The following is a 26,429-nucleotide window of genomic DNA, read 5'->3' on the forward strand; positions in this document are numbered from 1 at the left end:
GCCAGGATGTTGCGGTCGGAGGTTGCCGCCACGCTCAGCGTGTCATTGCCGACGCCACCGTGCAGCTCGTTGCTGCCCAGTCCACCGTCAATGACATCGTCGCCTTCTCCGCCCAGGATCAGGTCGTCACCCTGCCATCCTGTAAACGCACCACCAGTGTCACCGACATAGCTCGTCAACCGAGCTCGGATGTTGGCTGCCGTCCACTGGGTACCATCGGCAAATACCAGCTTCTCGATGCTGGCCGACGTGTTCTCGCCCAGTGAACTGGTCAGCCAGTCCTTCAGCCGCACCGTGTCACTGCCGCCGCCAAAGCTCAGCACCACATCACGTCCTTCGCGCAGAACCCGCACATCGGTGGCGGACAGGCCTTCGCCCAGCACCAGCGTATCAACCGAGTCGCTGGCGTACTGGCTGGTTTCCACGATCGTGTCGTGACCATCGCCCTTGTTGAACAGGTAGGTATCGCTCTTGCTGCTGCCGATCAACGTATCGTTACCGATACCACCGGCAAGGATGTTGCGGTCGGAGGTTGCCGCCACGCTCAGCGTGTCATTGCCGGCGCCACCGTGCAGCTCGTTGCTGCCCAGTCCACCGTCAATGACATCGTCGCCTTCTCCGCCCAGGATCAGGTCGTCACCCTGCCATCCTGTAAACGCACCACCAGTGTCACCGACATAGCTCGTCAACCGAGCTCGGATGTTGGCTGCCGTCCACTGGGTACCATCGGCAAATACCAGCTTCTCGATGCTGGCCGACGTGTTCTCGCCCAGTGAACTGGTCAGCCAGTCCTTCAGCCGCACCGTGTCACTGCCGCCGCCAAAGCTCAGCACCACATCACGTCCTTCGCGCAGAACCCGCACATCGGTGGCGGACAGGCCTTCGCCCAGCACCAGCGTATCAACCGAGTCGCTGGCGTACTGGCTGGTTTCCACGATCGTGTCGTGACCATCGCCCTTGTTGAACAGGTAGGTATCGCTCTTGCTGCTGCCGATCAACGTATCGTTGCCGACGCCACCGGCCAGAATGTTCTTGTCGGCAAGGAAGTGAACCTTCAGCGTGTCATTACCTGCTTCACCGTAAAGCTCATTGGTACCGCCGCCACCATCGATCAGGTCATTGCCAGCGCCACCGCGAATCAAATCGTTGCCCAACCAACCATCAATGACGTCATCACCATCCGACCCCAGCGTAGTCACCTGCGCCCTGATGAGTTCGGGGGACCATTCAGTTCCGTCTGCAAAGAGGAATCGCTCAATTCCAGCATAGCGCGCCTCCTGCAGGCTTTCGGTCAACCAATCCTTCAACCGAACTGAGTCCTCTCCTTCTCCGAACACGAGAAGGATATCGCGCCCCTCACGCAGAACCTTGAGATCCTGAACCCTCAGACCAACGCCAAAAACGAGTGTGTCAATCGAAACGACACTGTATTGGGCTGTTTCCACGATCGTGTCGTGGCCATCCCCCTTATTGAACAGGTAGGTATCACTCTTCGCGCTGCCAATCAGAACATCATCGCCAGCACCGCCGGCCAGGAAATTCTTGTCAGCTCCAAAGTGGACACTCAACGTGTCATTTCCAGCCCCCCCATACAGGGTGTTGCTACCTTTCCCGCCTTCGATCAAGTCATTCCCTGCTCCGCCCCGAATTTCGTCATTACCATCGCCGCCATCAAGCACATCGTCTCCCGACGTGCCTAGAATGACGTCGTCGGCGGCACCTCCCACAGCAGCAATACCATTCAGCACACCGAGGAGCCGGTTTGCAACCGCGGTGAATTCATCCGCATCGGGCGCGCGCGCGCCCATCTCCTCGAGTACATCCACCCAGTTCCAATCCAGTGGCATGTATGCGGCAAGGCTGCGGAGATCAAGCAAATCCTCCACCGCCGCCGCGGAACCTTCCACCCGCAGCTTATCCATCAGGCGCTTAACCGCCGCGCCCGTGTCGACGACCACTTCAAGATCTTCATTGAGTCCAAACCTGAGATCCTGGGCATAGTCGCGCAAGCGCGTGTCGAGCATGATGGCCGTATACAAGCCCATCTTCAGTGCCTCATAGCTTTTCAGCAGATGAGTAGTCTGAGGCTGCGAGAGATCGACATCAAAACGCCATTCCCCATCAATCTTAACCGGCTGCCACGACCTGTTCTTTGTGAACAGCCCTTCGTCACGCACCTCAAAGAACAGTTCACCATTGAACTTCTCAAGAATAGAGAGAATCTGTGAGATGTCTGCGGTCCCCCAATCCAAAAGAAGGCCCTTGACGGTCAACCTTGGACGATCGACACCGGCCTGCTGATATTCGAGGCTTGACTTCATGCTTGACGTGCTGGACCAAGCCAGCAGCACCTCGTCCAACGCATGCAGAGCCTGGCTGCGAGAATAGGTGGAATCGATCTTGTTGATGAGATCAAAGATGCCCGGGTTGAGACTGACGGCCTCCTGCAGATCGCGCACCATGCCAGACCCTTGAAGATTGGCTACCCGCTGTGAAAGATCGCTCAGTGGTACCTTTTCCAAAAAGTCGCGATGAAAATTATTGGACGCCAGCAACAGATCCGCGGTAATCCCCGAGGTACCATCGATACGCTCGAAACTGCCATAGCTGTCAACTGTGTTGCCGTTTCCAAGACTCTGGTTCTGCGTTGAAGTAGCGTCAACCGAAATACTGCGGATGCCGAGATCCCGCAATGAGAACAGCTCATTCGCCTGACTTACACCATCCTGGTTTAAGTCCCGCCAAACCTGAAGCAATGCGAAGGCCTCGTCGGATTCATCCACTCGGCCATCACCATTCTGATCCAGCGTCGCCAGCGCGCGCAGCCCTGCAGATCGCGATGAACTCTGTCCCGGTGCGAGCCCAGCTCCCGGCGTGTGATCACCGAAAAGCTCAGAACCATCGTCAATCGTGCCATTTCCATTGCGATCAAGCACCAGCATGCCGTCGTCTGCACTGATCCAACCCGTACCCTCACGCACCGCGTTGCCTTCGTGGTCAAACAGCACACGACCATTCGCCGCAACGGTCTCGATACCATCGCCATCGAGATCCAGGACCAGTGGATCAACCGGGCGGGTCCAGCCCTTGGCATCCTGGAAATTCTCACCCGTCGCATCCCGATATTGGTCATTGATCTCGCGATCGCGATGACGCAGGAAGCCGTACGCGTCGCCAAGCAACCCGTGCGACCCGAGGCCCCCAAGCTCCGGATCGAAAAGATCATCCATCGTGAAATCTTCGTAAAGCGGGATGTCGTAACTGCCGAGCATCTTCCCGTCCAAAGTCAGATCGACCTGGGCGGAAGGAATCGGCGGAGCAAACGGATCCGTCGGGTGAGGCCTGAACTCGCCATTGGGAGTCAACTTCAAGCCGATCTCAGCGCCACTTGGCGTCCGTAGCCCCAGCGTTACAGCCTGCCCAGAGACGACAAATCCGCTATCGGTCGAGTAGGCATAGTCAGAGGATGCCCCTACTGACCCTCGGCCGTGGCTCACGGAGGCAGATGCCCCTTCCACATCGAATGTGGCCTTCCCCCCTAGCTCCCCGTGCTTGTAGGTCAAGGTAATCGAGCTACCGTCGTACTCGAAATTGAAGCCATTGATCTTTGACGCCATTGCCTATCTTCCTTTAGCGGTTGTTACGTCCTGATTGACTCGTCGTGGATTTCCAACACCAGCATCCACTTTGCTTGATAGCGTGCAGAGGTCGGCACCGTTCGGATCGCACGATCCAACCTTCCGACTTCAGTCTAAGAGGCTCCAGTTGCAGCCGCGCCCCCCCGTCCATGCTCGCGGTTAACCAACGATCGGCGAGCGTGGCAGAGCCGAAAATTGGTGTCAACGACGGCAGCATGTCGGCGAGCCGCGCACATGTATACCCGGAGAAATTCTTCCGGGATGACCCGGCAATCAAGCAATCAGAGCATCAATCAAGAAGCCCCAGCACGATCGGGACTCATATGCGGGGGGCGAGCGATTGGGACAAAATTCCAACAGCCGACCAGTTCCTGCTTCAGAGTACTCGCAGGACATGGCGATTCAGATTGATATTCGGATGGAGACCCATTCAGCGCTGTCCACGTACCGCGCGATGCCAGCTCAGAACCCGCGCGCGGATTCACCCAGCGCTGCGATGCAGGCCATCTGCGTGACCGATCCGGCCGAGGTCCCCTCATAGATCTGCCACAGAAGCTGCGCGGCCTTCGGCCCACCGGCGCGACCCAGTGCGCGCACTGCCTCCAGCTGGCGGGAGGTGCCGGCGCCAGAGTTCCTGTAGATCTCATGAAGGCTGCCGACGACGTCGTCCTTCGTTTCCATGCGCTGCGTTCCGTGTAGGAAATGCGGCAACGCTAACCGGGCGCGTATGGCCGTGGATATGAAACTAATCAGAAATGAAGAAGGCCGCTGATGAGCGGCCTTCTGTCTACACGCGTGGCGTGATTGGAGCGGGCGATGGGAATCGAACCCACGTCAGTAGCTTGGGAAGCTACAGCTCTACCATTGAGCTACGCCCGCAGTGCGCGGTGAAAGTCTATGCGGTTGGGCCGGTGTTGCGCAATGGCGGCCACCGCATCCGCGAGGGGTCAGAGCCCTTTCCTTGCGGAAAGGGATCCGACCCCGGCGATTGCTGCTTAGAACGTGCCGCTGAAGTTGGCGAACAGGGTGGCGTCCTGCGCACGCTTCTGGCCGGTCGACGCGCTCAGGCCGAAGTTGCTCTGCAGCCCGAACAGTTCGGTGCGGGCACCCAGCACGACGGTGGCGTAGTTCTTGTCGAACTTCAGGCCTGGCACGCGGTAGCTGCCCAGTTCCGGCAGGGTCTGCAGCCAGGCGCTGGCCTGCTTGGTGTCCTCGAACTCGTGGTCGTAGGTCACCTGCGCGTACGGCTTGAGGGTGCCGCCATCGAAGCGGGCCTGCCAGCCGATGCGGCCGACGGTCGAATCGACATTCTGGCGGTCGTAGCCCAGTGCGGTTGCCAGCGTGCCGGCCGCGGCGCTTTCGGTGTAACCGTCGATCTTCACCTTCTGCCAGATCACCGAAGCGATCGGGCCGTGACGGAAGCCGCCTTCGGTGCCGAACTCGTAACCGGCGTTCAGGGCGGCGGTCAGGTTGCTGCCGTCCGGCGAACCACCATGCTCACGGGTGGCCGGGCCCAGCTGGACCTTGCGGTTCACGTCATAGGACAGCCAGGTGTAGCTGACCTGACCGTTCACCCAGATGCGGTCGCCGTACCAGCCAGCGAACAGACCGGCCGAGGTGTCCTTCTGGGTGAAGTCGCCGCGGTTGTTGCCGAAGTCGGCGTTGAGGCGACCGAAACCAGCGAAGCCGCCGAACACCATGCCGTCGCGTGCCCAGTCGATACCGAACAGGCCGGCCGGGGCCAGCCCGTCGTACAGGTCGGCGTGGTCGTAGCGCTGCAGGTCACCCCGCACGCCCCCCCACCAGGACAGGCCGTCAGCCGGACGGCCGCCCAGGTGCATGCTGACCTGGTCGGCGCGCGAGCGGCCGATGGTCTGCGCCGAGTGACTCAGCACCTGCTGCAGGCGCGGCGCTTCCAGCACCGACACGGCGTACTGGCCCAGCAGCTGATGGCCGGCGGTGGTCGGGTGCACGCCATCGGCGAACAGGTAGGTGTTGGCCGCATCCGGGCTGACGTAGCTGGTCGGGTTGCAGGTCAGGATGCTCTGCGTCGAGTTGGCCGGATCGATCTTGCAGGCGGTGCTGGTGACGTTGGTGAAACCGTACATGCCCGGGTTGGCGGTCACTTCACGCAGGATGCTGAAGGTATCGAGCGGAATGAACTCGATGCCCGCCTGCTTCAGGCCACCGTACAGGGCCTTGTTGTAGCCGGCCGACAGTGCGGTGGCGGCGGCGGCATTGGGGCCGCGGAACTGTGGGGTGATGCCCACATCCGGCAGGTTCGGTACCAGCACGTACTGGGCGCCGGCCTGCTTCAGCGCACCCACCAGCGCGATCTGGTCGGTGACCGCTGCGCCGATGATGCCCTGCACCTGGGCCTGCGACGCGCCACCTGCCGCCGCGCGGGTGGCCGCGAACAGATCATTGGCGCCTCCCCATACGGTGTACAGGGCGTTGCCGTCAGCCTTGCCACCGTTCGCGGCAAGGTAGCGGGTTGCTTGCGACTTCAGCGACGGAATCACGCCCAGGCCACCGGCCTCGTCCACCGACACGCGGGCACCGCCGACTGCATAGTTGTCACCGCTCTGGCCGTTGCCGTTGGCGGCGCCATTGAGGCCATAGTAGTTGGCGACCTGCTGCGACCACACCCAACCCGGGTTGGTGGTGAACTGGCCGGTCACCGGACGCACATCGGCCGGCAGCAGCGGGCGGAAATAGCCGGCATCGGTCAGGCTGTCGCCGAAGAACACGGCCTTGGAATACGGGGATTCGCCTGCCATGGCCGGAACCGCGGCCAGCGCGATCGCGGCCGCCATCAGGGAGCGGATCGGGCGTTTGCTGAGCAGCATGTAAGAAACTCCTGTGGGGATATCGTTGAGGACCCGGCGGACGTACGCCGGCGCACGGTGAATGGTTTCACTGCGCCGCGTTTTGCTCACGCTGCGCCGCCGCATGGATTGTCGCCCGGCAGCGTCGGACAACGCTGTGCCGGGGCTGGCGGCCGAGGCAATTTGCAAGGGTTCCGATCCGCGCAGGCCATAGGCGACAATGCGGCGATGAACATCCAGCTCAACGGCGAACCCCGTACCCTGCCCGCCTCGGCGACCCTCCACGATCTGCTGCAGGCCGAGCAGTTGCTGCAACGCCGGGTCGCGGTCGAGGTCAACGGCGAGATCGTCAGCCGCAGCCGCCATGGCGAGCACGTCCTGGCCGAGGGCGACGTGGTGGAGATCGTGCACGCGCTGGGTGGGGGCTGAGGCTGCGCGGGTGTTCAGGGGTCAGATCCCTTTGCCGGTGGCAAAGGGATCTGACCCCACGCTCGACCCCGCCCTCTACGTGACCCCATCTTCAGGCGGATAAGCGATAATCGCGCCATGAACGTTCATGTCTCCCCCGATTCGCTGGTAATCGCCGGCAAGACCTATGGCTCGCGGCTGCTGACCGGCACCGGCAAGTTCAAGGACCTGGAAGAAACCCGCCTGGCGACCGAGGCCGCTGGTGCCCAGATCGTCACCGTGGCCATCCGCCGCACCAACATCGGGCAGAACCCGGGCGAGCCGAACCTGCTGGACGTGCTGCCGCCGGAGCGCTTCACCATCCTGCCCAACACCGCCGGCTGCTACACCGCCGAGGACGCGGTGCGTACGTGCCGCCTGGCCCGTGAACTGCTGGACGGCCACAACCTGACCAAGCTGGAAGTGCTCGGCGACCAGAAGACCCTGTACCCGGACGTGATGCAGACCCTGAAGGCCGCCGAGCAGCTGGTCAAGGACGGTTTCGAGGTGATGGTCTATACCTCCGACGACCCGATCCTGGCCAAGCGCCTGGAAGAGATCGGCTGCGCTGCGGTGATGCCGCTGGCCGCGCCGATCGGTTCGGGCCTGGGCATCCAGAACAAGTACAACCTGCTGCAGATCATCGAAGACGCCAAGGTGCCGATCATCGTTGATGCCGGCGTGGGTACCGCGTCGGACGCGGCGATCGCGATGGAGCTGGGCTGCGACGGCGTGCTGATGAACACCGCCATTGCCGGTGCGCGCAGCCCGGTGCTGATGGCCAGCGCGATGCGCAAGGCGGTCGAGGCCGGCCGCGAGGCCTTCCTGGCCGGGCGCATCCCGCGCAAGCGCTACGCCAGCGCCTCCTCGCCGGTGGACGGGCTGATCGGCTGATGACCAATCCTTTTGACAGCGCCGGTTCCAAGGCCCCGCCCAAGCCCTTCACCGTGAGCGAGGGCCGCCGCGAGGTGCGCAGCTTCGTATTGCGCCAGGGCCGTTTCACTCCCGCCCAGCAGCGCGCATTCGACGAACGCTGGCCGCGCTTCGGCATCGATTACAACGGCCAGCCGCGTGACCTGGACGCCACCTTCGGCCGCCCGGCATACAAGGTGCTGGAGATCGGCTTCGGCAATGGTGCCGCGCTGCGGTTCGCCGCCCAGCACGACCCATCGCGCGACTACATCGGCATCGAGGTGCACGCCCCGGGCGTGGGCCGGCTGCTGAACGCGCTGGCCGAGGACAATGCCGACCACGTGCGCCTGTACCACCACGACGCGGTGGAAGTGCTGCAGAACGAGATCGCCGACGGCGCGCTCGATGAAGTGCGCATCTACTTCCCGGACCCGTGGCACAAGAAGCGCCACAACAAGCGCCGCCTGCTGCAGCCGGCATTCGCCGAACTGCTGGTGCGCAAGCTGCGCCCGGGGGGCCGCCTGCACTGCGCGACCGACTGGGAAGACTACGCCGAGCAGATGTGGGACGTGCTCGACGCCACCGCCGGCCTGGTCAACCGCGCCGGCCCGCGGGGCAGCGTGCCGCGCCCGGACTGGCGCCCGCAGACGCACTTCGAGACCCGCGGCCAGAAGCTCGGCCACGGCGTCTGGGACCTGTTGTACGACCGCACCTGACGATCGCCTTAGGACGCCGCGCCCCACATGGATACCGCGCTGACGCTGACCAACGACATGAAGCTCGTGCTCGGGCTGGTCGGCTTCACGATGGCGATGTTCCTGTTCGAGCGCATCCGCGCCGACGTGGTCGCGCTGGTGGTGCTGGTGGTGCTTGGTGTCACCGGCCTGATCGCGCCGGAGGAGATCTTCGGCGGTTTCTCCGGTAACGCGGTGATGAGCATCATCGCCACCACCATCCTCGGTGCGGGCCTGGACCGCACCGGGGCGCTGAACCGGCTGGCGGCCTGGCTGCTGCGGCGCGGCCACGGCGTCGAGCAACGGCTGCTGATGATGACCACCGCCATCGCCGGCCTGAACTCGTCCTTCATGCAGAACCCGTCGGTGATGGCGTTGTATCTGCCGGTCGCCTCGCGACTGGCGGCGCGCACCGGGCTGACGATGCAGCGCCTGCTGCTGCCGATCTCGGCGGCGATCGTGATGGGCGGTGCGCTGACCATGGTCGGCAATTCGCCGCTGATCCTGCTGAACGACCTGCTGGCCTCGGCCAACAACAACCTGCCTTCCGGCCTGGCCACCATCGAGCCGCTGCGCATGTTCGCGCCGCTGCCGATCGGTGTGGCGTTGCTGATCGCTTCGTTGCTGTACTTCCGCTACTACGGCGACCGCAAGCTGATCGAAGAGGAAAGCCTGGTCAATGACGGGGTCACCCCGGCGCGCACCGAGAGCTACTTCGCCAAGACCTATGGCATCGAAGGCGATGTGTTCGAGCTGGTGGTGACCGCCGAGAGCCCGCTGGTGGGCATGACCCTGGGCGAGGCAGAGACCCTGCACGATGCGCCGCTGCTGCTGGCCCTGAAGACCGGCAACGACACCCGCCTGGCGCCGCCGGCGGAGATGCGCATCTGGGTCGGCAGCGTGCTCGGTGCGATGGGACCGCGCCAGCAGATCAGCGACTTCGCGCAGAACCAGTTCCTGCGCATGTCCTCGCGCCTGAAGCACCTGGGTGACCTGTTCAACCCCAGCCGTGCCGGCATTTCCGAGGCAGTGGTGCCACCGACCTCGAACGTGATCGGCAAGAGTGCGGCCGATCTGCGCCTGCGCAAGGAGCGCGGCATCAGCCTGCTGGCGATCAACCGCGACAAGCAGGTGATCCGCGAGGACGTGCGCGACGTGCAGCTGCGCGCCGGCGACATGCTGGTGTTCCACAGCATCTGGACCGACCTGGCGCAGGCCGCGCGCAGCCGTGACTTCGTGGTGGTGACCGATTACCCGACCGGCGAGCAGCGCCCGCACAAGTTCAAGATTGCGATGGCGATCTTCGCGCTGACCATCCTGATCGCGCTGACCAGCAAGCTGCCGGTGGCGCTGACGCTGATGACCGGCGTGGCCGGCATGCTGCTGACCGGCGTGCTGCGCATGGACGAGGCGTATGCCTCGATCAACTGGAAGACGGTGTTCATGATGGCCGGGCTGATTCCGCTCGGCTGGGCGATGGACTCCAGCGGCGCGGCCGCGTGGGTGGCCGGCCATACCATCGACAAGCTGCCGACCGGCATTCCGGTGTGGGTATTGGAGGTGGCGCTGGCGCTGCTGACCACGGCGTTCTCGCTGGTGATCAGCCATGTGGGTGCGACCATCGTGATGGTGCCGATCGCGGTGAACCTGGCACTGGCAGCGGGGGGCAACCCGACCGCGTTCGCGCTGATCGTGGCGCTGTCAGCGTCCAACAACCTGATGACGGCCTCCAACCCGGTGATCTCGATGATCACTGGCCCGGCCAACTACACCCCGCGCGAGATGTGGCGGGTCGGCGGCCCGCTGTCGCTGATCTATACCTGCGTGGTGGTGCTGATGATCAACCTGATGTTCTGAGGGTTGGGGTTTGTTGGCAGGGCTGCGCCCTGCACCCGCAGAAGCCGAAGCAACAGCAACAGCAACAGCAACAGCGTGCATTCCGTGGGATGGCGGGGTGGGTCCGGTTGCGGGGGGCGCTGCAAGTACGTCCATGTAAGCTCGGTCGCCGCATCCATGCGGCTCACGCCCCCGCAACCGGACCCACCCCGCCTTCGACAGTTTCACGCGGCTGGTGGTGGGTGCCGACCGTCGGTCGGCACCGATCTCGCTCTGGTAGCTGTCGACCTTGGTCGACACCGTAGATCCACGCCATGCGTGGATGCCTTTTGTAGCGTCGAGCCATGCTCGACTGCTCCTGGCTTGATGGGGTCAGAGCCGTTTTGCGGAAAACGGATCCGACCCCCAGCTGGCCTCAGGCCAGGTAGACCAGCCCGTCGCGTACGTCCACCGGCACCGTACGCAGGCGGTCACCCTTGCACGGGCCGGCGATGCAGTCGCCGCTGTCCAGCGTGAACGAGGCGCCATGCGCGGCGCATACCAGGTGGCCCTCACGGCTCTTGAGGAACTGGCCTGGGGCCCAGTCCAGGCGGCGGCCAGCGTGCGGGCAGATGTTCAGGAACGCGCGCACCTGCGCGCCGTCGCGGTACAGCACCAGCGATTCGGCATCGCCATCGACCACCGCTTCGACCTCGGCAAACGCGCCATCGGCAATGGCATCAAGGGCGATCAGGGCAGCAGCGATAGTCATGGCGAAGGCTCGGACGGTAAACCGGAATTGTCGCATGCCTGCTCAGGTGACTGGCTGCGACATGAACACAAGTCATTGATCCGTAATAAGCACAGGCTATATTTAACGAGTTTTTCACTCAATGACAGTGGCGCGTCCCGATACTCTGTTTTCGCTGATCCCAGCCTATCGAGCCGCCATGTTCAATCGCGCATCCGCCTTCAACCAGTTCCGCACCCTGTTCGCGCCGCGTAAGCCGCGTCATCCGCTGGTGCGCGTCGCCGTGGGCCTGCTTGGCCTGGCGATCCTGGCGGCGATGGTGTTCATCGGTGTGTTCGTTGGCGCGGCGATGATCCTGGTCGGCCTGGCGTGGAAGCTGCTGGCTTCGCGCAAGCCGGGCGTTGCACGTCCGGTTGACCCGACCGTGGTTGAAGGCGAGTACCGCGTGGTGCGCAAGCCGGTGTTGCCGGCCTCGCGCTGATCCAGGCCTTCCGCGCCCGCTGACGGCGGGCGCCATGCGTTCTAGACTGCGGGCACGCCCTTCCTGGATGCCCGCATGTCCGATGTCTCCGATGTGATCCCTGCCGTAGCCCTGCCGCGTGTACCGGTAGCCGGTGGCGGCAGCTTCCCCGTGCACCGCATCTACTGCGTCGGCCGCAATTTTGCCGACCACGCCCGCGAAATGGGCGCGGCGGTGCCGGCGGCCGATGACCGCGGCCGCCCGATGTTCTTCAGCAAGCCGGCCGACGCCATCGTGGTCGGCCACGACGATGCCATCCCCTATCCGCCAGCAACCGCCAACCTGCACCACGAAGTGGAACTGGTGGTGGCGATCGGCCGCGACGCGCCCGCAGGCGAGCTGGCCGTGGCCGACGCCGATGCGCTGGTCTATGGCTACGCCGTCGGCCTGGACCTGACGCGCCGCGACCTGCAGGCCGCGGCCAAGGACAAGGGCCACCCGTGGGACGCGGCCAAGGGCTTCGACGCCTCCGCGCCGATCAGCGAAATCGTCCACGCCGAGGAAGTCGGCGACCTGGCCGCGCTGAACCTGTCGCTGGAGGTCAACGGCGAAGTGCGCCAGCAGGCACTGCTCGACCAGATGATCTGGAACGTGCCGGAGATCCTGCATGAGCTGTCCAAGCTGTGGCAGCTGCGTGCCGGCGACCTGGTGTTCATGGGCACCCCGTCCGGGGTGGCTGCGTTGAAGCCCGGCGACCGCTTCAGTGCCCGCCTTGAAAACGTGGCCGAGCGCCACGGCGTGATCGCCGGCTGACATCACCTGCGCTACCCTGCGCGCTGTCCACTTCCCCACCGGAGAAAAACAACAATGGGAATGCTCACCGAGTTCAAGGAATTCGCCATGCGCGGCAACGTCATCGACCTCGCCGTCGGCGTGGTGATCGGCGCGGCCTTCGGCAAGATCGTGACGGCGCTGGTCGAGAAGATCATCATGCCGCCGCTGGGCTACCTGATCGGGCGCGTGGATTTCTCCAGCCTGGCCTGGACGTTGTCGCCAGCCCGGATCGGACCGGATGGCAAGGAGATCCCGGCGGTGGTGGTTGGCTACGGCGACTTCATCAACACCGTCATCCAGTTCGTGATCGTGGCTTTCGCGATCTTCATCGTGGTCAAGGCGATCAACCGGCTGTCTCGCAAGAAGGAAGCTGCCCCGGCGGCGCCGGCCGAAGAAGTGGTGCTGCTCCGCGAGATCCGCGACAGCCTGAAGAAATGAGGTATCGGGCGCCTATGGGCGCCCCTCCCACCTGTAGAGCCGAGCCCATGCTCGGCTGATCTGCAAAAGGCAGCCGAGCATTGGCTCGGCTCTACAGAAGCAGACGAAAGCCCCGCCCCGGCGGGGCTTTCGCTTTGCCGGTCATGGCGGAAAACAGCGTTCGCGCCAGCCATGACCTCCCGCCCATGCGCCGGGCTGAACGACTGTTAAGCTCCAAGGCTTAGGTCCCTTCCCGGAGTTGTCCATGCGTCGCCGCGTCCTTGCCATCGCATCCTCCCTCGCCCTGCTGGCCGCCCCGGCCTTCGCGGCGCCGCACACCACTACCCTGCCCCCGGCGTCGCTGGCCACCGCCGCACAGCTGCGCGACCAGGCGCTGGCCGATGACACCGGCTGGAAGGTGGTCGAGTCGCTCACCACCGAGATCGGCCCGCGCATTGCCGGCGGCGAAGCCGATGCCCGCGCCGTGGCCTGGGCCGAAGCCAAGTTCAAGGCCCTGGGCTTCGACAAGGTGTGGAAGGAGCCGGTGACATTCCCGAAGTGGGAGCGGCGCAGTGAACACGCCGCCGTGACCGGCAGGAACCCACAGCCGCTGCAGATCACTGCACTGGGCGGCAGCCCAGGCGGCACCGTGGAAGCCGAGGTGGTGCGCTTCGCCGACCTGGCCGCGCTGCAGGCCGCACCGGCGGGCTCGCTGAAGGGCAAGATCGCCTTCGTCGATTACCAGATGCTGCCCTTCCGCGATGGCCGCGATTACGGCCGCGGAGGTGCGATCCGCAGCAAGGGGCCATCCGAAGCGATCCGCAAGGGCGCGGTCGGTTTCCTGATGCGCTCGGCCGGTACCGACTCGCACCGCGTGCCGCACACGGGTATCACCCGTTTCGATGACGGCCTGACCCCAGTGCCGTCGGCCGCGCTGTCGGTGCCCGATGCCGACCAGCTGGCCCGCCTGCTGGCGCGTGGCAGCACCACGGTGAAGGTGGCACTGGATTGCGGTTGGGATGGCACCGCCACCTCCTACAACGTGATCGGCGAGATCACCGGCCGCAGCCTGCCGAAGGAAGTGGTGGTGATCGGTGGTCACCTGGATTCGTGGGACCTGGGCACCGGCGCGGTGGATGACGGCGCGGGCGTGGGCATCACCATGGCCGCAGGCCACCTGATCGGCCAGCTCAAGCAGGCACCGAAGCGCACCATCCGCGTGATCGCCTTCGCCAACGAGGAACAGGGCCTGTACGGCGGCAAGGCCTACGCCGAAGCGCACGCGAAGGACGTGGCCCTGCACCAGCTGGCCGCCGAGAGCGATTTCGGCGCAGGCCGCATCTACGCCTTCAATACCGGTTCGCCGAATCCGGACGGCTCGCGTGAAGCGACGAAGCAGATTGCCGAAGTGATGAAGCCGCTGGGCATCGAGTACCAGGCCGACAAGGGTGGCCCGGGCCCGGACGTCGGCCCACTGGCCGCCAAGGGCGGTGCGTGGGCGTGGCTGGCGCAGGATGGCTCGGATTACTTCCACCTGCACCACACCGCCGACGACACGCTGGACAAGATCGATCCGAAGGCCCTGGCGCAGAACGTGGCCGCGTACACCGTGTTCGCGTATCTGGCGGCAGAAGCGGATGGCAGCTTCGGCAGCAAGGCCAAGGCGACCACGCCGCCGAACGAATGAAATTCTGAAGGCGGAAGACGCTGAGTTGCAGGCTCAGCGTCTCCCCCTCTTTCCTTCAGCTGCGAGCATCCCCATACAGACAATCCGTCTTCCTGGAAAGTACGCGTGGAAGGATTCGAACTGCTCAACCAAATGGATTTCCACTTGGGTTTCCATAGCGCGTATCCGTTCTGGCTGGGACAACGCGTCAACATCTATGATCCCGAACAGAATCAATGCCTTCTCGGCATCATTCCGGAAGTGAAGGCGTGCCTGCAAACCGAACGATTCAATGCGGCAATTTGCGTCAACGGTTTGATGCTGCTGAATGTGCGACACCTTTCGCAGACCGCGCCAGACATGGGCATTTCAGGTGATTTTGATCAGTCTGCAATATGGATGGATCGACACTTGGATTACGCCAATGCACTTCAGCTGTGCTTGGAATCGGAGTCAATAAAGCATCCTGACTCCTACGAAGTCTCCGCCACTGCAACCCGGGCGAAGGAGATATGCAAGGTCGGATTCCTCGACGGCCGCCCCGTAAACGTCAGCTTTGGCACGGCTCGCACCTTGACCACGGTCATGCATGCGCTGTCCGGATGGGTAGCTGGAGGCGCCCTTGCGCCTTCTCCCCTGGAAGCACCCGGATGGAGAATTCCCCACGAAGTAGTTCATGTCGAAGCTGCTCGGTTTGCGCTGCAGAAATTCGCGCTCATAGCACACAACGAACATCACGTCACATGGCTCTCCTATCTGCTCAAGGCCAAAACCGCATACGCCGACAACGACTACAGGATGTCATTCGTCCTCTCATGGTTCATCATCGAGTCCTCCCTCCGGTGGCACTGGATGATCGAGAACGAGAAGAACGTTAGATCTCCCGAAACCTGGAAAATCATCGACGATCTTTGTGCAGGGAAACTGATCTGCGACCAACACAAGCGCGCCCTCACGTCTTTGCGGACGCTGAGAAACGAACTCATGCACAATCCCGCCGACACCGTCTGCCAGCCAATTCAATGTTACGAGGCTGGACAGATCGCATGTGACCTTGCGCTGCTCGGCACCGACGTGGACCTCGTAACATCGTGGCGCACCAAGGTGCAGTTCTGAACCAAATGTTGCTGGAGAAGCGTCCCCGGCTCGTTTACTTCCCAAGCCGAGGCACTTCCAACTGGACCTGCAGACGTGGACTCGAATCACCCTAGCCTGTCTGCAGCTCTCACCTCACGCGGCGACTGGCCCATTGCGCCAGCAGTACCGCCGTGGCCGAGGCTACGTTCAGGCTCTCCACCGCGCCGCTGCCGGGAATCGAGACCTGCAGGTCGCACGCACCCGCCAGGCTGCGGTCCATGCCCTCGCCTTCGGCGCCCATCACGTACACCAGCCGCTCAGGCAGGGACGCGCGGAACACGTCATCACCGCCCTCGACAAGGGTCGCGGCCAGGCCGAAACCGGCTGCGCGCAGTTGCGCCATTGCCTGAGCGGTTTCCGGCAGCTGCACCAGCGGCACCGCTTCGGCACCGCCTTCGGCCACGCGCGCGGCGGCGCCGGACAGGGCGAGCGTGCTGCCGGCCGGCAACAGCAGCGCCTTGGCACCGAAGTGTGCGGCCGAGCGCAGGATCGCGCCGAGATTGTGCGGGTTGCCCACGCCATCCAGCCACAACGCCAGCGCCGGGCCGTCACCGACCTGCTGCAGCCACTGCGCCAGCGGCAGCGACGGTGCGCGCAGCATGTCGGCCACCACACCTTCGTGATGGGTGGTGCCGGCGAGCTTGTTCAGGTCGCCATCCTCGACCACGCGGTAGCCCACGCGGTTGGCCACGCACCACTTCAACAGCGGCTGCAGGCGCGGGATGCGTGCTTCCAGCAGGTACAACTTGCGCAGCGCCTGCGGCCGCGCTTCGAACGCAGCCAGCACGGCATTCAGGCCGTACAGACGCAGCTCATCGCTGCCACCGCGCCCACCACCGCCCGTGGCCGGCACCTCCGGGCGCGGCAACGGCGTTGCGCGCGGCGGACGGGCGGACGGGCGGCGGTTGTTCCAAGGGTTGTTCACTTACACACTCTCCTGCTTGCGCTGGCGCCAGAAATCGGCGTTCTTGATGCCCAGGGCATCAGGGTCGAACACCGGATCCAGGCCCAGCTTCTTCTGTCGTTCGTAGTCACGCAGGGCCAGCATCGCCGGCTTCTGGATGATGAGGATGGCGATGATGTTCAGCCAGGCCATCAGGCCGACGCCGATGTCGCCCAGCGCCCAGGCCAGGGTGGCATTGTGGAACGCGCCGAACACCACCATGCCGATGATGCCCAGGCGCAGCAGCAGCACGGTCAGCGGCCGCTTCCTGTTGTGGTTCACATAGCTGAGGTTGGTCTCGGCCATGTAGTAGTACGCCATGATGGTGGTGAAGGCGAAGAAGAAGATGGCCACCGATACGAACGCCGAACCCCAGCCCGGCAGCACCGCTTCCACGCCGGCCTGGGCGTAACCGGCGCCTTCCGGAATGCCGGCCAGGCCCTGGAAGATCGGCGCGGCGCCCTCCACCGGCGAGTACACGTTGTAGGTGCCGCTGGCCAGGATCAGGAACGCGGTGGCGGTGCACACCATCATGGTGTCGAAGTAGATCGCGAAGGCCTGCACGTAACCCTGCTTGGCCGGGTGCGAGACTTCCGAGGCGGCCGCAGCGTGCGGGCCCGAGCCCTGGCCGGCTTCGTTGGCGTAGATGCCGCGCTTGATGCCCCACTCCACCGCCAGGCCCATCATCGCGCCGAAAGCGGCGTGCGTGCCGAAGGCACTCTGGAAGATGATGCCGAACATTTCCGGCACGCGGTCGTAGTTGATGATCATGATGATGATGGCCATCAGGATGAAACCGGCGGCCATGAACGGCACCACCACTTCGGCGAAGTTGGCGATGCGCTTGACGCCACCGAAGATCACCACGCCCAGCAGCAGCGCCACCACGATGCCGATCCCCAGCTTCAGCGCCTGCACCGATTCCATGCCGAAGGCCTGGCCATCGAGCGGACCGCACAGCGCGGTGCCACGGCAGGCGTTGATGATGCTGTCGGCGATGGCGTTGGCCTGCACGCCCGGCATCAGGAAGCCTGCGGCGATGATCGTGGCGATGGCGAAGGCCAGCGCATACCACTTCAGGCCCATGGCCTTTTCGATGTAGTACGCCGGGCCACCGCGGTAGCGGCCTTCGGCGTCCTTGGTCTTGTAGATCTGCGCCAGGGTGCATTCGACGTACGAGGTGGATGCGCCAAGGAAGCCCATCACCCACATCCAGAAGATCGCACCGGGACCGCCGAAGGCGATGGCGGTGGCCACGCCAGCGATGTTGCCGATGCCCATGCGGCCGGCCATCGACATGGCCAGCGCCTGGAACGAGGACACACCGGCGTCGGATTTCTCACCCCTGACGGTGAGGCGGCACATCTCGAAGAAGCCACGGATCTGCATGAAGCGGGTGCGCAGGCTGAAGAACAGGCCGGCGCCCAGGCACACGAAGATCAGTGCCTTGCTCCAGATGATGCTGTTGATGAAGTGTACGGTTGCTTCCACGCGCGCTCTCTCCAGTCGGCGGGTTGTAAGGACGTCCCGTCGGCTGGAGGGGACCGGTCGATTCTCCCTGATCGCAGGCCGCTGCGGTAGCGCTGTTTTGTAGAGCCGAGCCCATGCTCGGCTTGGCCCCCCGAAGGCAGCCGAGCATGGGCTCGGCTCTACAGCGGCCAGCCCGCGTGTTCACGGCAGCTGCGTGCGCACCCGGGCGAAACAGCGCAGGTCGTGCAACACGCCGCGCTTGTAGACCGCGCAACGCTCCACGCCTTCTTCCTGGAAGCCGTTCTTCTCCAGCACCCGGGCCGAGCCGAGGTTGAAGTCGACCACGGTGGCCTGCAACCTGAACAGGTGCAGCTCATCCATCACCCACGGGGCGAACAGGCCGACCACGCGGGTCATCAGGCCCTGCCCCCAATAGGCCCGGCCCAGCCAGTAACCCAGTTCGGCGGTATGCCCACGCTCGGCCACGCCCTGTTGGGCACCGACGCTGCCGCAGGCCTGGCCGTCGATCTCGATGGCCAGGTTCAGGGTGTCGGGAGCCAGCACGCGGCCGGCGAGGAAGGCCTCGCCATCCCCGCGCGTGTACGGGTAAGGGAAGCGGTCGCGCAGACCGCGCGATACCTCGGCGTCGTTGGCGTGGCGCAGCAGGGAGTCCAGGTCGTTCGGGCGCCAGGGGCGCAGCTGGAAACCGTCACCTCGAAGTGGGGTCAGAGCCCCTTCCCTTTGGGAAAGGGGTCCGACCCCGTCAGCGAGGGATCCGACCCCGCCGGCGTACCGGTCAGGCATGACCGCCTACCGAGGGCGACTCGGCTTCCTGCTTCTCCAGCTCGCGCTTCACCGCTTCCGGCGAACGGGTGTACGGTGCCAGCCGTGCGTAGAACGCCGGCACTACGAACAGCGACAGGAACGTCGAAAGAGTCACGCCAAAAATGATCACGATGCCGATCGTGCCACGGCTGGCCGAACCAGGCCCCCCGGCGACCACCAGCGGGATCGCGCCGACCACGGTGGCGATCGAGGTCATCAGGATCGGGCGCAGGCGCACCATCGCCGACTCGATGATCGCCTCGCGCACGCTGCGCCCATCGTCGCGCAGCTGGTTGGCGAATTCGACGATGAGGATGCCGTTCTTCGCGGCAAGGCCGACCAGCATCACGATGCCGATCTGGCTGAACAGGTTCACCGTACCGCCACTCACCCACAACCCGACCAGCGCGCCGAGCACGCCCAGCGGCACGGTCAGCATGATGGTGAGCGGATGGATGAAGCTCTCGAACTGCGCGGCCAGCACCAGGTACACCACCAGCAGCGCCATCGCGAAGGTCAGCAGCACCGCGCCGCCGGCGCTCTGGTACTCGCGCGATTCGCCCTTCCAGTTCACCTGCGCGTACTGCGGCAGCTCTTCCTGGGCGACGTTCTGTGCCCAGGCGATGGCCTCGCCCAGCGGATAGCCCGGCGCCAGGCCGGCACTGATGGTGATCGAGCGCAGTCGGTTGAAGCGGTTCAGGGTGCCGGCCTCGGCCACTTCACTCAGCGTGACCAGGTTGGACAGCGGCACCAGCTCGCCGGAGTTGGCGCGCACGCGGATCGCGGCCAGGTCGGCCGGGCTGGCGCGACCATCGCGACCGGCCTGCACCAGCACGTCGTACTCCTCGCCGTTGTCTACGAAGGTGGTGACCCGACGCGAACCCATCATGGTTTCCAGCGCCGAACCGATCGCGGTGACCGGCACGCCGAGATCGGCCGCACGCTGGCGGTCGATGTTGACCCGCATCTGCGGCCGGGTTTCCTTGTAGTCCGAGTCCGGGCCGACCAGGCCGGGATTGTCGGCCATGCGCAGCAGGATGCGGTCGCGCCACTGCGCGATCTCGGCATATTCCGGACCGCCCAGCACGATCTGGAACGGTTGGCCGCCGCTGCGCACCAGGCCACCACCCACCTGCGTGCGTACGCGCACGCCGCGGATGGTATCCAGTTCCTTCTGCAGTTCGTTGGCGACTTCGGGCGTACCCTCGCTGCGCTGGCGCCACGGCTGCAGAAAGATGCTGACGCGGCCGGTATGCATTTCCTCGCTGGCGCCCCAGCCGCCCGGCACGCGGGGGTTGGCACGCACGATCGGCTTGTCCGGGCCGACATGCGGTGCCAGCAGCGCTTCCACCTGCTGCACCTGCTGCACGGTGTAGTCGTAGCCGGCGCCTTCCGGGCCGTCGATCATGATCTGGAACGAACCACGGTCTTCGGCTGGCGCCAGTTCCGACGGCAGCAGCTTGAGCAGGCCCCAGCTAGCGGCCAGCGCAGCCACCATCACCAGCAGGTAGATCCAGGTGCGGTCGACATGGTGATCGAGCACTCGCCCATAGGCACCCGCAAGGCGTTCCAGGTTACGGTTGATGAAGCCGTGCAGGCCCCGGGGGCCCTGCCCGGTATGCGGCTTGAGCAGCTTGGAAGCCATCATCGGCGTCAGCGTGAGCGCAACGAACGCGGACAACGCTACGGCAGCGGCCAGCGCCACGGCCAGTTCGCGGAACAGTCGCCCGGTGTTGCCCTCCAGGAAGCCGACCGGCAGGAACACCGCCACCAGCACGGCGGTGGTGGCGATCACCGCGAAGGCGACCTGCGCGGTACCGCGCTTGGAGGCCACCAGCGGTGGCTCGCCCAGGTCGATGCGGCGCTGCACGTTTTCCACCACCACGATCGCATCGTCCACCACCAGGCCGATGCACAGCACCAGCGCCAGCAGGGTCAGCAGGTTGATCGAGAAGTCGAACGCATACAGCGCGATGAACGCCGCCACCAGGCAGACCGGCACCGTCACCGCCGGAATCAACGCGGCGCGGAAGCTGCCCAGGAACAGCCAGATCACCGCCAGCACCAGGATCATCGCTTCCACCAGGGTGGCGTAGACGCGGTCCACTGCAGCTTCGATGAAGGTGGTGTTGTCGAAGGCGACGAAGATCTGCGTGCCCTTGGGCAGGGTCAGCGCCACCCGCTCGGCCTCAGCGCGCGCCGTGCGTGCCACGTCCAGCGAGTTGGCGGTGGAGGTCTTGACGATGCCCAGGCCGATGCCGGGCTCGCCGTTGCTGCGGTAGTACGCGCGGCGTTCGGCCGAGGCCAGCTCGATCTTCGCCACGTCGCCCATGCGCACCACGTAGCCGTCGCGGCCCTTGCCCAGCGGGATGGTCGCGAAATCCTCGGGCTTGATGTAGTTGCGTTCCACGCGCAGGGTGAAATCGCGGTCGGTCGACTCGATGCGGCCGGCCGGCAGCTCCACGTTCTCGTTGCGCAGTGCGGTTTCCACGTCGCCGGTGGTCAGCCCGCGCGCGGCCAGCTGGTCACGGTCCAGCCAGATCCGCATTGCATAGCGCTGGCGGCCGCCGATGCGGACCTGGGCCACGCCATCGAGGCTGGAGAAACGATCGACCACGTAGCGGTCGGCGTAGTCGCTCAGCTCCAGCGTGTCCATGGTCGAGGACACCATGTTGAACCAGATGATCGGGTCGGCATCGCTCTCGACCTTGGCAATCTCTGGTGGCCGCGCCTCTTCCGGCATGCGGTCGGCGACGCGGCTGACCGCATCGCGCACGTCGTTGGCCGCCGCTTCGATATCACGGTTGGAGGTGAACTCGATGCTGACCTGCGAGCGGCCGTTGGTGCTGCGCGCGTTGATCGTATCGATGCCTTCGATGCCGGCCAGCGCATCTTCCAGCACCTGGGTGATGCGGCTTTCGATGACCGCCGCCGACGCGCCGGTGTAGTCCACCGACACCGAGACGATCGGAGGGTCGATGGCGGGCAGCTCGCGCAGGGTCAGGCGGGTGAAGGACATCACGCCCAGCACCAGCAGCAACAGGCTCATCACCACGGCGAACACCGGCCGCTGGATGGAGATGTCGGACAGCTTCATCCGCCGTGGCCCTCGGCCGCGACCGGCGCCGGCGCGTCAGCCGGCTTGGCGCCGGAGGCCGGTGCGGCGTCCTTCGCAGCAACCTTCAGGCCCGGGCGCAGCTTGCCGGTGCCATCGACCACGATGCGCTGGCCCGCTTCCAGGCCCTGCCGGATCTCGACCACGCCGGCACGGCGCGCGCCGGTGACCACGTCCACCCGCTCGACGCTGTCGTCGGCCTTTATGCGGTACACGAAGGTATCGCGGCCAACCTGTACCACGGCGATTTCCGGGACCACCAGCGCCGGGCGCTCGGGGCGGAACAGGCGCACGTCCAGCAGCATGCCCGGGCGCAATGCATGGTCGCCATTTGCGAAATCGGCGCGCACGGTCACTGCACGGGTGGCCGGATCGATGCGCGCATCGATGGTGCTGACCACGCCCTCGAAGGTGCGGCCCGGCCAGGCCACGCTGGTGGCACTGACCTTGTCACCAACGCCCAGCGCAGCCAGCTCCACTTCCGGCACCTGGAAATCGACATGCATGTGCTCGATGTCGTCGAGCGTGGCGATGACCGTGGTCGGGGTCAGCAGCGATCCCGGGCTGACCTGGCGGATGCCGAGCACACCGGCAAAGGGCGCGCGCACGCGTCGGTCACCAATGTCTGCCTGCATCTGCATCACGCGTGCCTCGGCGGCGTCGCGGATCGACTTCTGCGTATCCAGCGTGGCGCTGGACACCAGCCGCTGGGCGGCCAGTTCGCGCTGGCGCTTGTACAGCTGATCGGCTTCATGGAAGGTGGCCTGCGCCTGCACCAGTGCGGCTTCCTGGGCCTGCCCGCGCAGCGTCACGATCGGCGCACCGGCAGCAATGTGCTGGCCGCTCTCGAAGTGCACTTTCTCGACGATCTCGCTGACTTTGGCAGTGACGCTGATCGACTCGCGCGCCTTGGCCGTGCCCAGTGCCTGCAGGGTGTCGTTCCACTGCGTGGGCTGCACGACCTGCGCGGTGACCGGCACCGCTTCGCCCTGCCGACGTGCGGCGGCCTCCTGTTTGCCTGCGCACCCGGCCAGCACGGCCAGGCTGAGGCCGAGGGCCAGGGACGAAGCGATACGAGCCAACATGAACGGTCCTGATTGATCCACGGCCGCCGAGTGTAGGCAAGTGCCCATAAAAGCGGTATGTGCCAAGCGTTTACCGGCGTGGAACCAAGGCTGCGATAGCGCCTTGAACCCGTTCCGTGCAAGGCTGCCATGGGCGGTGTCGGCGTGTGTCGGGGTGTATCCAGTGGTGCACCACCGCGGCCGTCATCGTAGAGTCGAACCTGCCCGACCGAGGGCGTCGGGCGGGGACGGATCCTGGCGGGGATCCGGCCCCGTTTTTTTTATGCCCGGCGGATCAATATCGGTAGTTCAACTTCATCCACACGCTGCGCCCCGGCTCGTTGATCCGCACCGGGTCGGCCGGGAAGCCGAAGTCGGCGCTGCCGGCCAGGTTCAGGTGCTCGCTGTAGGCGCGGTCGAACAGGTTGTCGACGCCGGCGCTGAGCTGCAGCTGCGAACTGAAACGGTACGCCGCATTGAGCGCGAAGGTGGCAAATCCAGCGCTCGGCCCGAGGTCCTGCGCGACCACGTTGCCCTGTCCATCTGCGACACGATGCTGATGGGTCACCGCACGCAGCAGCGCACCGGCGCTCCAGCGCTGGCCCTCCCAGTTCGCACTCAGGCGCGCTTCCAACGGCGGCATCTGCGGCAGCGGACGCTGCTGGTCGCGGTTCTCTCCCCAGGCATAGGCCAGCGTGCCGCCCAGCCTCCACTGCTCGGTCAGGCTCACTTCCAACCCGGCCTCGGCACCGGCAATGCGCGCCTCGACGTTGCTGGCCTGGTTCATGCCCATCATGCCGCTGCCGTGGTAGGTGAACAGGATGTAGTCCTGGATCTGCCCGGCATAGGCCGAAACCCAGGCCTGCACGCGCGGTCCCTTGTACTGCAGGCCCACATCGAGCTGGGTGGTGCGCTCGGGCTGCACGCCGGTGAACGCGTTCACTGCGCCGGCCGGGCCATGGTTGGGCGAGAACAGTTCCCAGTAGTCGGGCATGCGTTCGCTGTGGCCGAGGCCGGCGTACCAGGTCAGGCCGTCGGCCAGGTCCTGCTCGTAGCGCAGGAAGCCACTGCCGAGCCACGCCTTGCGCTTCTCGCCGGCCGTTGGGTTGGGCCGGCTGCCCATCATTCCACGGATGGACTGCCGCTCATCACGCACGCTGGCGCGATCGATGCGCAGCCCGCTGATCCAGCGCTGGTCGGTGCCGGCGCCGAGGGTCAACTCGGTGAACACGCCATAGCGGCGGAAGTTGGCATCGGTCACCCAGGCGGCCTGGCGGTAGGTGTCGCGGCCCATGCCCATGCGGCCACGATGGCGGCTGTCTTCGCCGTCCACACCCGCCACCAGTTGCACGTCCTGCCAGCCCCACTCGGAACTGACCCGGCCGCCCTGGGTACGGCGGTCCACGTTCGACGCCATCGGCATCGGCATCATGCTGTTGGGATTCGGCGTGCGCAGCGTGTAGTTGTCCATCACGTGGTCGGCCTCGTTGTAGTACACGTTGGACTGCAGCGTGTCCCACGCACCCGGCAGGTTGCGCTTCTCGAAACGCGCGGCGTAGCTGGTGCGTTCGAACGCGGCACCGTCCATGCCGCGCCCCGCGTAGCGTGCGATCGCATCGCCGGCACCGGCAGAAACTTCCAGCAGCGTATCGGCATCCGGCGTCCAGCCGATCGCCACGTCACCGTTCCACTTGCGCCACTTCGATGGCACCACATCGCCGTGGCCATCCTTGTAGTCATCGGCTTCGGAACGGTTGCCGCTGGCGCGCACGTAGCCGGTCGGATGGCCCAGGGTCAGGTCCAGCACCTGGTCATTGCGGTTGCGCGAACCGGCCAGCGCACTGGCATCGGCACGCAGCCCCGGTTCGTCGAAGCGCGGCGTATCGCGCTCAAAACGGACGGTGCCGGCCGAGGCTCCTGCGCCCCAGCGCACGCTCTGCGGCCCCTTGATGATGGTCAGCCGGTCGAAGCTCTCCGGCGCGATGTAGGACAGCGGGTTGTCCATGCGCGAGGGGCAGGCACCGATCAGGTTGCCGTCATTGCTGAGGATGTTCAGGCGCGAACCAAACATGCCGCGCAGCACCGGGTCACCGTTGGTGCCGCCGTTGCGGATGGCGGAGAAGCCAGGAACGGTCTTCAGGTAATCGGCGCCGTCACTGGCCGGAACCGGCTGCCGCGGCAGGCGTGGATCGGTCACCCAGTGCAGTGGCGACGAAGGCGCGGCGGCGGTGACCACCAACGTGTCGAGAGTGCGCGCCTCTTCGGCGGGCGCGGCATGGGCGAGCGTTGCAGCTGCGGCCAGGCCAAGGGCAACCGGCAGGCGCACGCAGGCGCCTGCGGGGCGGGAAGTCATTTTCATCGGAACAGCTCCAAGGTACGCACGCGCGCACGGCGCCCGGTCAGGCGTCGTGCGGCAGATTCGACAGGAAAATCAGCGGACGATGGAGGCGCGCGGTGGCCCACGCGCGGCGTGTGCCGGCCAGCGCAGTGCCGGCAGTACCTGCTGTGACCACGGGAATACCAGCCGCGGCCGCCACAGCAGCGGCAACAGCAGCACCAATACCGCCAGCCACGGCAGCAGGCGCATGGCCAGCACGCAGTATTCGCAGGCTTCGCCATGCATGGCGTGAGGATCGGCCGGTGGGGTCGGACTCCGTTGCCCGTGCAGAGGGCTCTGACCCACTGCGGCAGCGTCGTGGTGCATGTGCGCGTGATCCATGTCTGCCATCGCCCCGTGGTCCATCGGCGGCGCCTGCAGCGCGCGGCTGACCAGTGGCGCAAGCACCATCAGCAGCGTCGCCAGGACGGCGAGCTGCAGCAGGAGGCGCTGCGGGCGGGACAGGCGGGTCACCCCGCTAGTGTAGAGGCGGGTCCAGGGTTGCCCGTGCGACGAACCGTCGCAGGCGTTTGCGACACCCCGTCGCGGGGGTGTTCGGCAGGGCTGCGCCCTGCACCTGCAGAGACCACGTCCACGGCAAGAGCCCAAGCAACAGCAAAAGCAAAAGCGGTTTCCTGTGGGTAGGCGGGGTGGGTCCGGTTGCGGGGGACGCCGTAAATACGTCCATGCAGGCTCGGCTCACGCCCCCGCAACCGGACCCACCCCGCCTTCGACAGTCTTCTGCGGTCTGTTGAAACGGCTCTTGGGGTCAGATCCGTTTTCCGCAGGAAAACGGATCTGACCCCAGATGCATTTCCATATCTGACAGATTTCATCCACGCATGGCGTGGATCTACCGTGTCGACCAAGGTCGACACCTACCAACAGCCATCGGAATCTGTCAGAGGCGGGGCGGTGTGGGCAGGCAGGACCGTTGGCGCCATGGATGGCGCCATCGAGCCCCCAGGGATGGGTTTACGGCGTGTCCTGCCTGCC

20 protein-coding genes and 1 tRNA gene are annotated in these 26,429 nt (G+C 65.2%); 9 read left to right on the forward strand and 12 right to left on the reverse strand.

Annotation, left to right across the window (positions count from 1 at the left end):
* The 4 genes from ACM0PY_RS19365 to ACM0PY_RS19380 form a co-directional block, all read right to left on the reverse strand.
* Nucleotides 1–3,371, reverse strand: a 3,371-nt coding sequence (locus ACM0PY_RS19365) for an SPM autocatalytic domain-containing protein (RefSeq protein WP_495493288.1), incomplete at its 3' end; no start/stop codon positions are given.
* A 729-nt stretch (nucleotides 3,372–4,100) separates the two neighbouring features.
* A complete protein-coding gene (locus ACM0PY_RS19370; protein WP_049405652.1) occupies nucleotides 4,101–4,319 on the reverse strand; it encodes a hypothetical protein in 219 nt (72 codons plus the stop codon).
* A gap of 124 nt (nucleotides 4,320–4,443) precedes the next feature.
* A tRNA-Gly gene (locus ACM0PY_RS19375) sits at nucleotides 4,444–4,517 on the reverse strand.
* Between the two features lie 116 nt (nucleotides 4,518–4,633).
* The gene (locus tag ACM0PY_RS19380) at nucleotides 4,634–6,487 is read right to left on the reverse strand and encodes an autotransporter domain-containing esterase (protein ID WP_053501089.1); all 1,854 of its coding nucleotides are present in this window, start codon (nucleotides 6,485–6,487) and stop codon (nucleotides 4,634–4,636) included.
* A 207-nt stretch (nucleotides 6,488–6,694) separates the two neighbouring features.
* On the opposite strand from ACM0PY_RS19380, the gene thiS reads away from it, so the two are divergent.
* The 4 genes from thiS to ACM0PY_RS19400 all read left to right on the forward strand — a co-directional run bounded on the left by thiS (nucleotide 6,695) and on the right by ACM0PY_RS19400 (nucleotide 10,416).
* Entirely contained in the window at nucleotides 6,695–6,895 is a 201-nt protein-coding gene (gene thiS, locus ACM0PY_RS19385) for a sulfur carrier protein ThiS (RefSeq protein ID WP_005418796.1), read from the forward strand.
* Nucleotides 6,896–7,012: 117 nt separating this feature from the next.
* Nucleotides 7,013–7,807, forward strand: coding sequence for a thiazole synthase (locus ACM0PY_RS19390; RefSeq protein WP_005418798.1), 795 nt, complete (start codon nucleotides 7,013–7,015; stop codon nucleotides 7,805–7,807).
* Nucleotides 7,807–8,541, forward strand: a complete 735-nt coding sequence (gene trmB / locus ACM0PY_RS19395) for a tRNA (guanosine(46)-N7)-methyltransferase TrmB (protein WP_180886305.1) — start codon at nucleotides 7,807–7,809, stop codon at nucleotides 8,539–8,541. Before ACM0PY_RS19390 ends, trmB begins: the two co-directional genes overlap by 1 nt.
* Nucleotides 8,542–8,568: 27 nt before the next feature.
* Nucleotides 8,569–10,416, forward strand: coding sequence for an SLC13 family permease (locus ACM0PY_RS19400; RefSeq protein WP_005418803.1), 1,848 nt, complete (start codon nucleotides 8,569–8,571; stop codon nucleotides 10,414–10,416).
* A 394-nt stretch (nucleotides 10,417–10,810) separates the two neighbouring features.
* Here ACM0PY_RS19400 and ACM0PY_RS19405 read toward each other — a convergent pair whose 3' ends face one another.
* The gene (locus tag ACM0PY_RS19405; protein ID WP_065185296.1) at nucleotides 10,811–11,146 is read right to left on the reverse strand and encodes a Rieske (2Fe-2S) protein; all 336 of its coding nucleotides are present in this window, start codon (nucleotides 11,144–11,146) and stop codon (nucleotides 10,811–10,813) included.
* Nucleotides 11,147–11,324: 178 nt separating this feature from the next.
* Between ACM0PY_RS19405 and ACM0PY_RS19410 the strand changes: the two genes are divergently transcribed.
* The 5 genes from ACM0PY_RS19410 (at nucleotide 11,325) to ACM0PY_RS19430 (ending at nucleotide 15,618) form a co-directional block, all read left to right on the forward strand.
* The gene (locus ACM0PY_RS19410) at nucleotides 11,325–11,606 is read left to right on the forward strand and encodes a hypothetical protein (protein WP_005410817.1); all 282 of its coding nucleotides are present in this window, start codon (nucleotides 11,325–11,327) and stop codon (nucleotides 11,604–11,606) included.
* 75 nt (nucleotides 11,607–11,681) lie between these two features.
* Nucleotides 11,682–12,398: a fumarylacetoacetate hydrolase family protein gene (locus ACM0PY_RS19415; protein WP_019660190.1), complete on the forward strand. Its 717-nt coding sequence runs from the start codon at nucleotides 11,682–11,684 to the stop codon at nucleotides 12,396–12,398.
* A 54-nt stretch (nucleotides 12,399–12,452) separates the two neighbouring features.
* Nucleotides 12,453–12,857: a large-conductance mechanosensitive channel protein MscL gene (mscL, locus tag ACM0PY_RS19420; protein ID WP_072167632.1), complete on the forward strand. Its 405-nt coding sequence runs from the start codon at nucleotides 12,453–12,455 to the stop codon at nucleotides 12,855–12,857.
* Nucleotides 12,858–13,101: 244 nt separating this feature from the next.
* Complete coding sequence (locus ACM0PY_RS19425) at nucleotides 13,102–14,523, forward strand: M28 family peptidase (protein WP_180886307.1); 1,422 nt, start codon at nucleotides 13,102–13,104, stop codon at nucleotides 14,521–14,523.
* 105 nt (nucleotides 14,524–14,628) lie between these two features.
* A complete protein-coding gene (locus ACM0PY_RS19430; protein ID WP_180886309.1) occupies nucleotides 14,629–15,618 on the forward strand; it encodes a hypothetical protein in 990 nt (329 codons plus the stop codon).
* A gap of 109 nt (nucleotides 15,619–15,727) precedes the next feature.
* On the opposite strand, the gene ACM0PY_RS19435 is transcribed toward ACM0PY_RS19430, so the two are convergent.
* The 7 genes from ACM0PY_RS19435 to ACM0PY_RS19465 form a co-directional block, all read right to left on the reverse strand.
* Nucleotides 15,728–16,564: a TrmH family RNA methyltransferase gene (locus tag ACM0PY_RS19435; RefSeq protein ID WP_180886311.1), complete on the reverse strand. Its 837-nt coding sequence runs from the start codon at nucleotides 16,562–16,564 to the stop codon at nucleotides 15,728–15,730.
* Nucleotides 16,565–18,073 (reverse strand): alanine/glycine:cation symporter family protein, encoded by a 1,509-nt coding sequence (locus tag ACM0PY_RS19440; RefSeq protein ID WP_134972511.1) that lies wholly within the window; start codon nucleotides 18,071–18,073, stop codon nucleotides 16,565–16,567.
* Nucleotides 18,074–18,253: 180 nt separating this feature from the next.
* The gene (locus ACM0PY_RS19445; protein WP_180886313.1) at nucleotides 18,254–18,856 is read right to left on the reverse strand and encodes a GNAT family N-acetyltransferase; all 603 of its coding nucleotides are present in this window, start codon (nucleotides 18,854–18,856) and stop codon (nucleotides 18,254–18,256) included.
* Entirely contained in the window at nucleotides 18,849–21,974 is a 3,126-nt protein-coding gene (locus ACM0PY_RS19450) for an efflux RND transporter permease subunit (protein ID WP_495493289.1), read from the reverse strand. The genes ACM0PY_RS19445 and ACM0PY_RS19450 overlap by 8 nt, the downstream gene beginning before the upstream one ends.
* A complete protein-coding gene (locus tag ACM0PY_RS19455) occupies nucleotides 21,971–23,077 on the reverse strand; it encodes an efflux RND transporter periplasmic adaptor subunit (protein ID WP_134972510.1) in 1,107 nt (368 codons plus the stop codon). Before ACM0PY_RS19455 ends, ACM0PY_RS19450 begins: the two co-directional genes overlap by 4 nt.
* Before the next feature lie 274 nt (nucleotides 23,078–23,351).
* Nucleotides 23,352–25,415 carry a TonB-dependent copper receptor gene (locus ACM0PY_RS19460; protein ID WP_180886314.1) on the reverse strand — a complete coding sequence of 688 codons (2,064 nt, stop codon included), beginning with the start codon at nucleotides 25,413–25,415 and terminating at the stop codon, nucleotides 23,352–23,354.
* Nucleotides 25,416–25,487: 72 nt separating this feature from the next.
* The gene (locus tag ACM0PY_RS19465) at nucleotides 25,488–25,907 is read right to left on the reverse strand and encodes a DUF2946 family protein (RefSeq protein ID WP_180886316.1); all 420 of its coding nucleotides are present in this window, start codon (nucleotides 25,905–25,907) and stop codon (nucleotides 25,488–25,490) included.
* Between the last annotated feature and the right edge of the window lie 522 nt (nucleotides 25,908–26,429).

It is taken from the genome of Stenotrophomonas sp. BR163, assembly GCF_047520985.2.
Taxonomy (GTDB): Bacteria; Pseudomonadota; Gammaproteobacteria; order Xanthomonadales; family Xanthomonadaceae; genus Stenotrophomonas; species Stenotrophomonas sepilia.

Bases quoted from the DNA above. Each gene is read 5' to 3' on its own strand.
- mscL (WP_072167632.1), top strand. From the start codon at position 12,453: ATGGGAATGCTCACCGAGTTCAAGGAATTCGCCATGCGCGGCAACGTC.
- ACM0PY_RS19405 (WP_065185296.1), bottom strand. From the start codon at position 11,146: ATGACTATCGCTGCTGCCCTGATCGCCCTTGATGCCATTGCCGATGGC.
- ACM0PY_RS19460 (WP_180886314.1), bottom strand. From the start codon at position 25,415: ATGAAAATGACTTCCCGCCCCGCAGGCGCCTGCGTGCGCCTGCCGGTT.
- ACM0PY_RS19450 (WP_495493289.1), bottom strand. From the start codon at position 21,974: ATGAAGCTGTCCGACATCTCCATCCAGCGGCCGGTGTTCGCCGTGGTG.
- ACM0PY_RS19380 (WP_053501089.1), bottom strand. From the start codon at position 6,487: ATGCTGCTCAGCAAACGCCCGATCCGCTCCCTGATGGCGGCCGCGATC.
- ACM0PY_RS19415 (WP_019660190.1), top strand. From the start codon at position 11,682: ATGTCCGATGTCTCCGATGTGATCCCTGCCGTAGCCCTGCCGCGTGTA.
- ACM0PY_RS19410 (WP_005410817.1), top strand. From the start codon at position 11,325: ATGTTCAATCGCGCATCCGCCTTCAACCAGTTCCGCACCCTGTTCGCG.
- trmB (WP_180886305.1), top strand. From the start codon at position 7,807: ATGACCAATCCTTTTGACAGCGCCGGTTCCAAGGCCCCGCCCAAGCCC.
- ACM0PY_RS19400 (WP_005418803.1), top strand. From the start codon at position 8,569: ATGGATACCGCGCTGACGCTGACCAACGACATGAAGCTCGTGCTCGGG.
- thiS (WP_005418796.1), top strand. From the start codon at position 6,695: ATGAACATCCAGCTCAACGGCGAACCCCGTACCCTGCCCGCCTCGGCG.
- ACM0PY_RS19425 (WP_180886307.1), top strand. From the start codon at position 13,102: ATGCGTCGCCGCGTCCTTGCCATCGCATCCTCCCTCGCCCTGCTGGCC.
- ACM0PY_RS19390 (WP_005418798.1), top strand. From the start codon at position 7,013: ATGAACGTTCATGTCTCCCCCGATTCGCTGGTAATCGCCGGCAAGACC.
- ACM0PY_RS19445 (WP_180886313.1), bottom strand. From the start codon at position 18,856: ATGCCTGACCGGTACGCCGGCGGGGTCGGATCCCTCGCTGACGGGGTC.
- ACM0PY_RS19455 (WP_134972510.1), bottom strand. From the start codon at position 23,077: ATGTTGGCTCGTATCGCTTCGTCCCTGGCCCTCGGCCTCAGCCTGGCC.
- ACM0PY_RS19370 (WP_049405652.1), bottom strand. From the start codon at position 4,319: ATGGAAACGAAGGACGACGTCGTCGGCAGCCTTCATGAGATCTACAGG.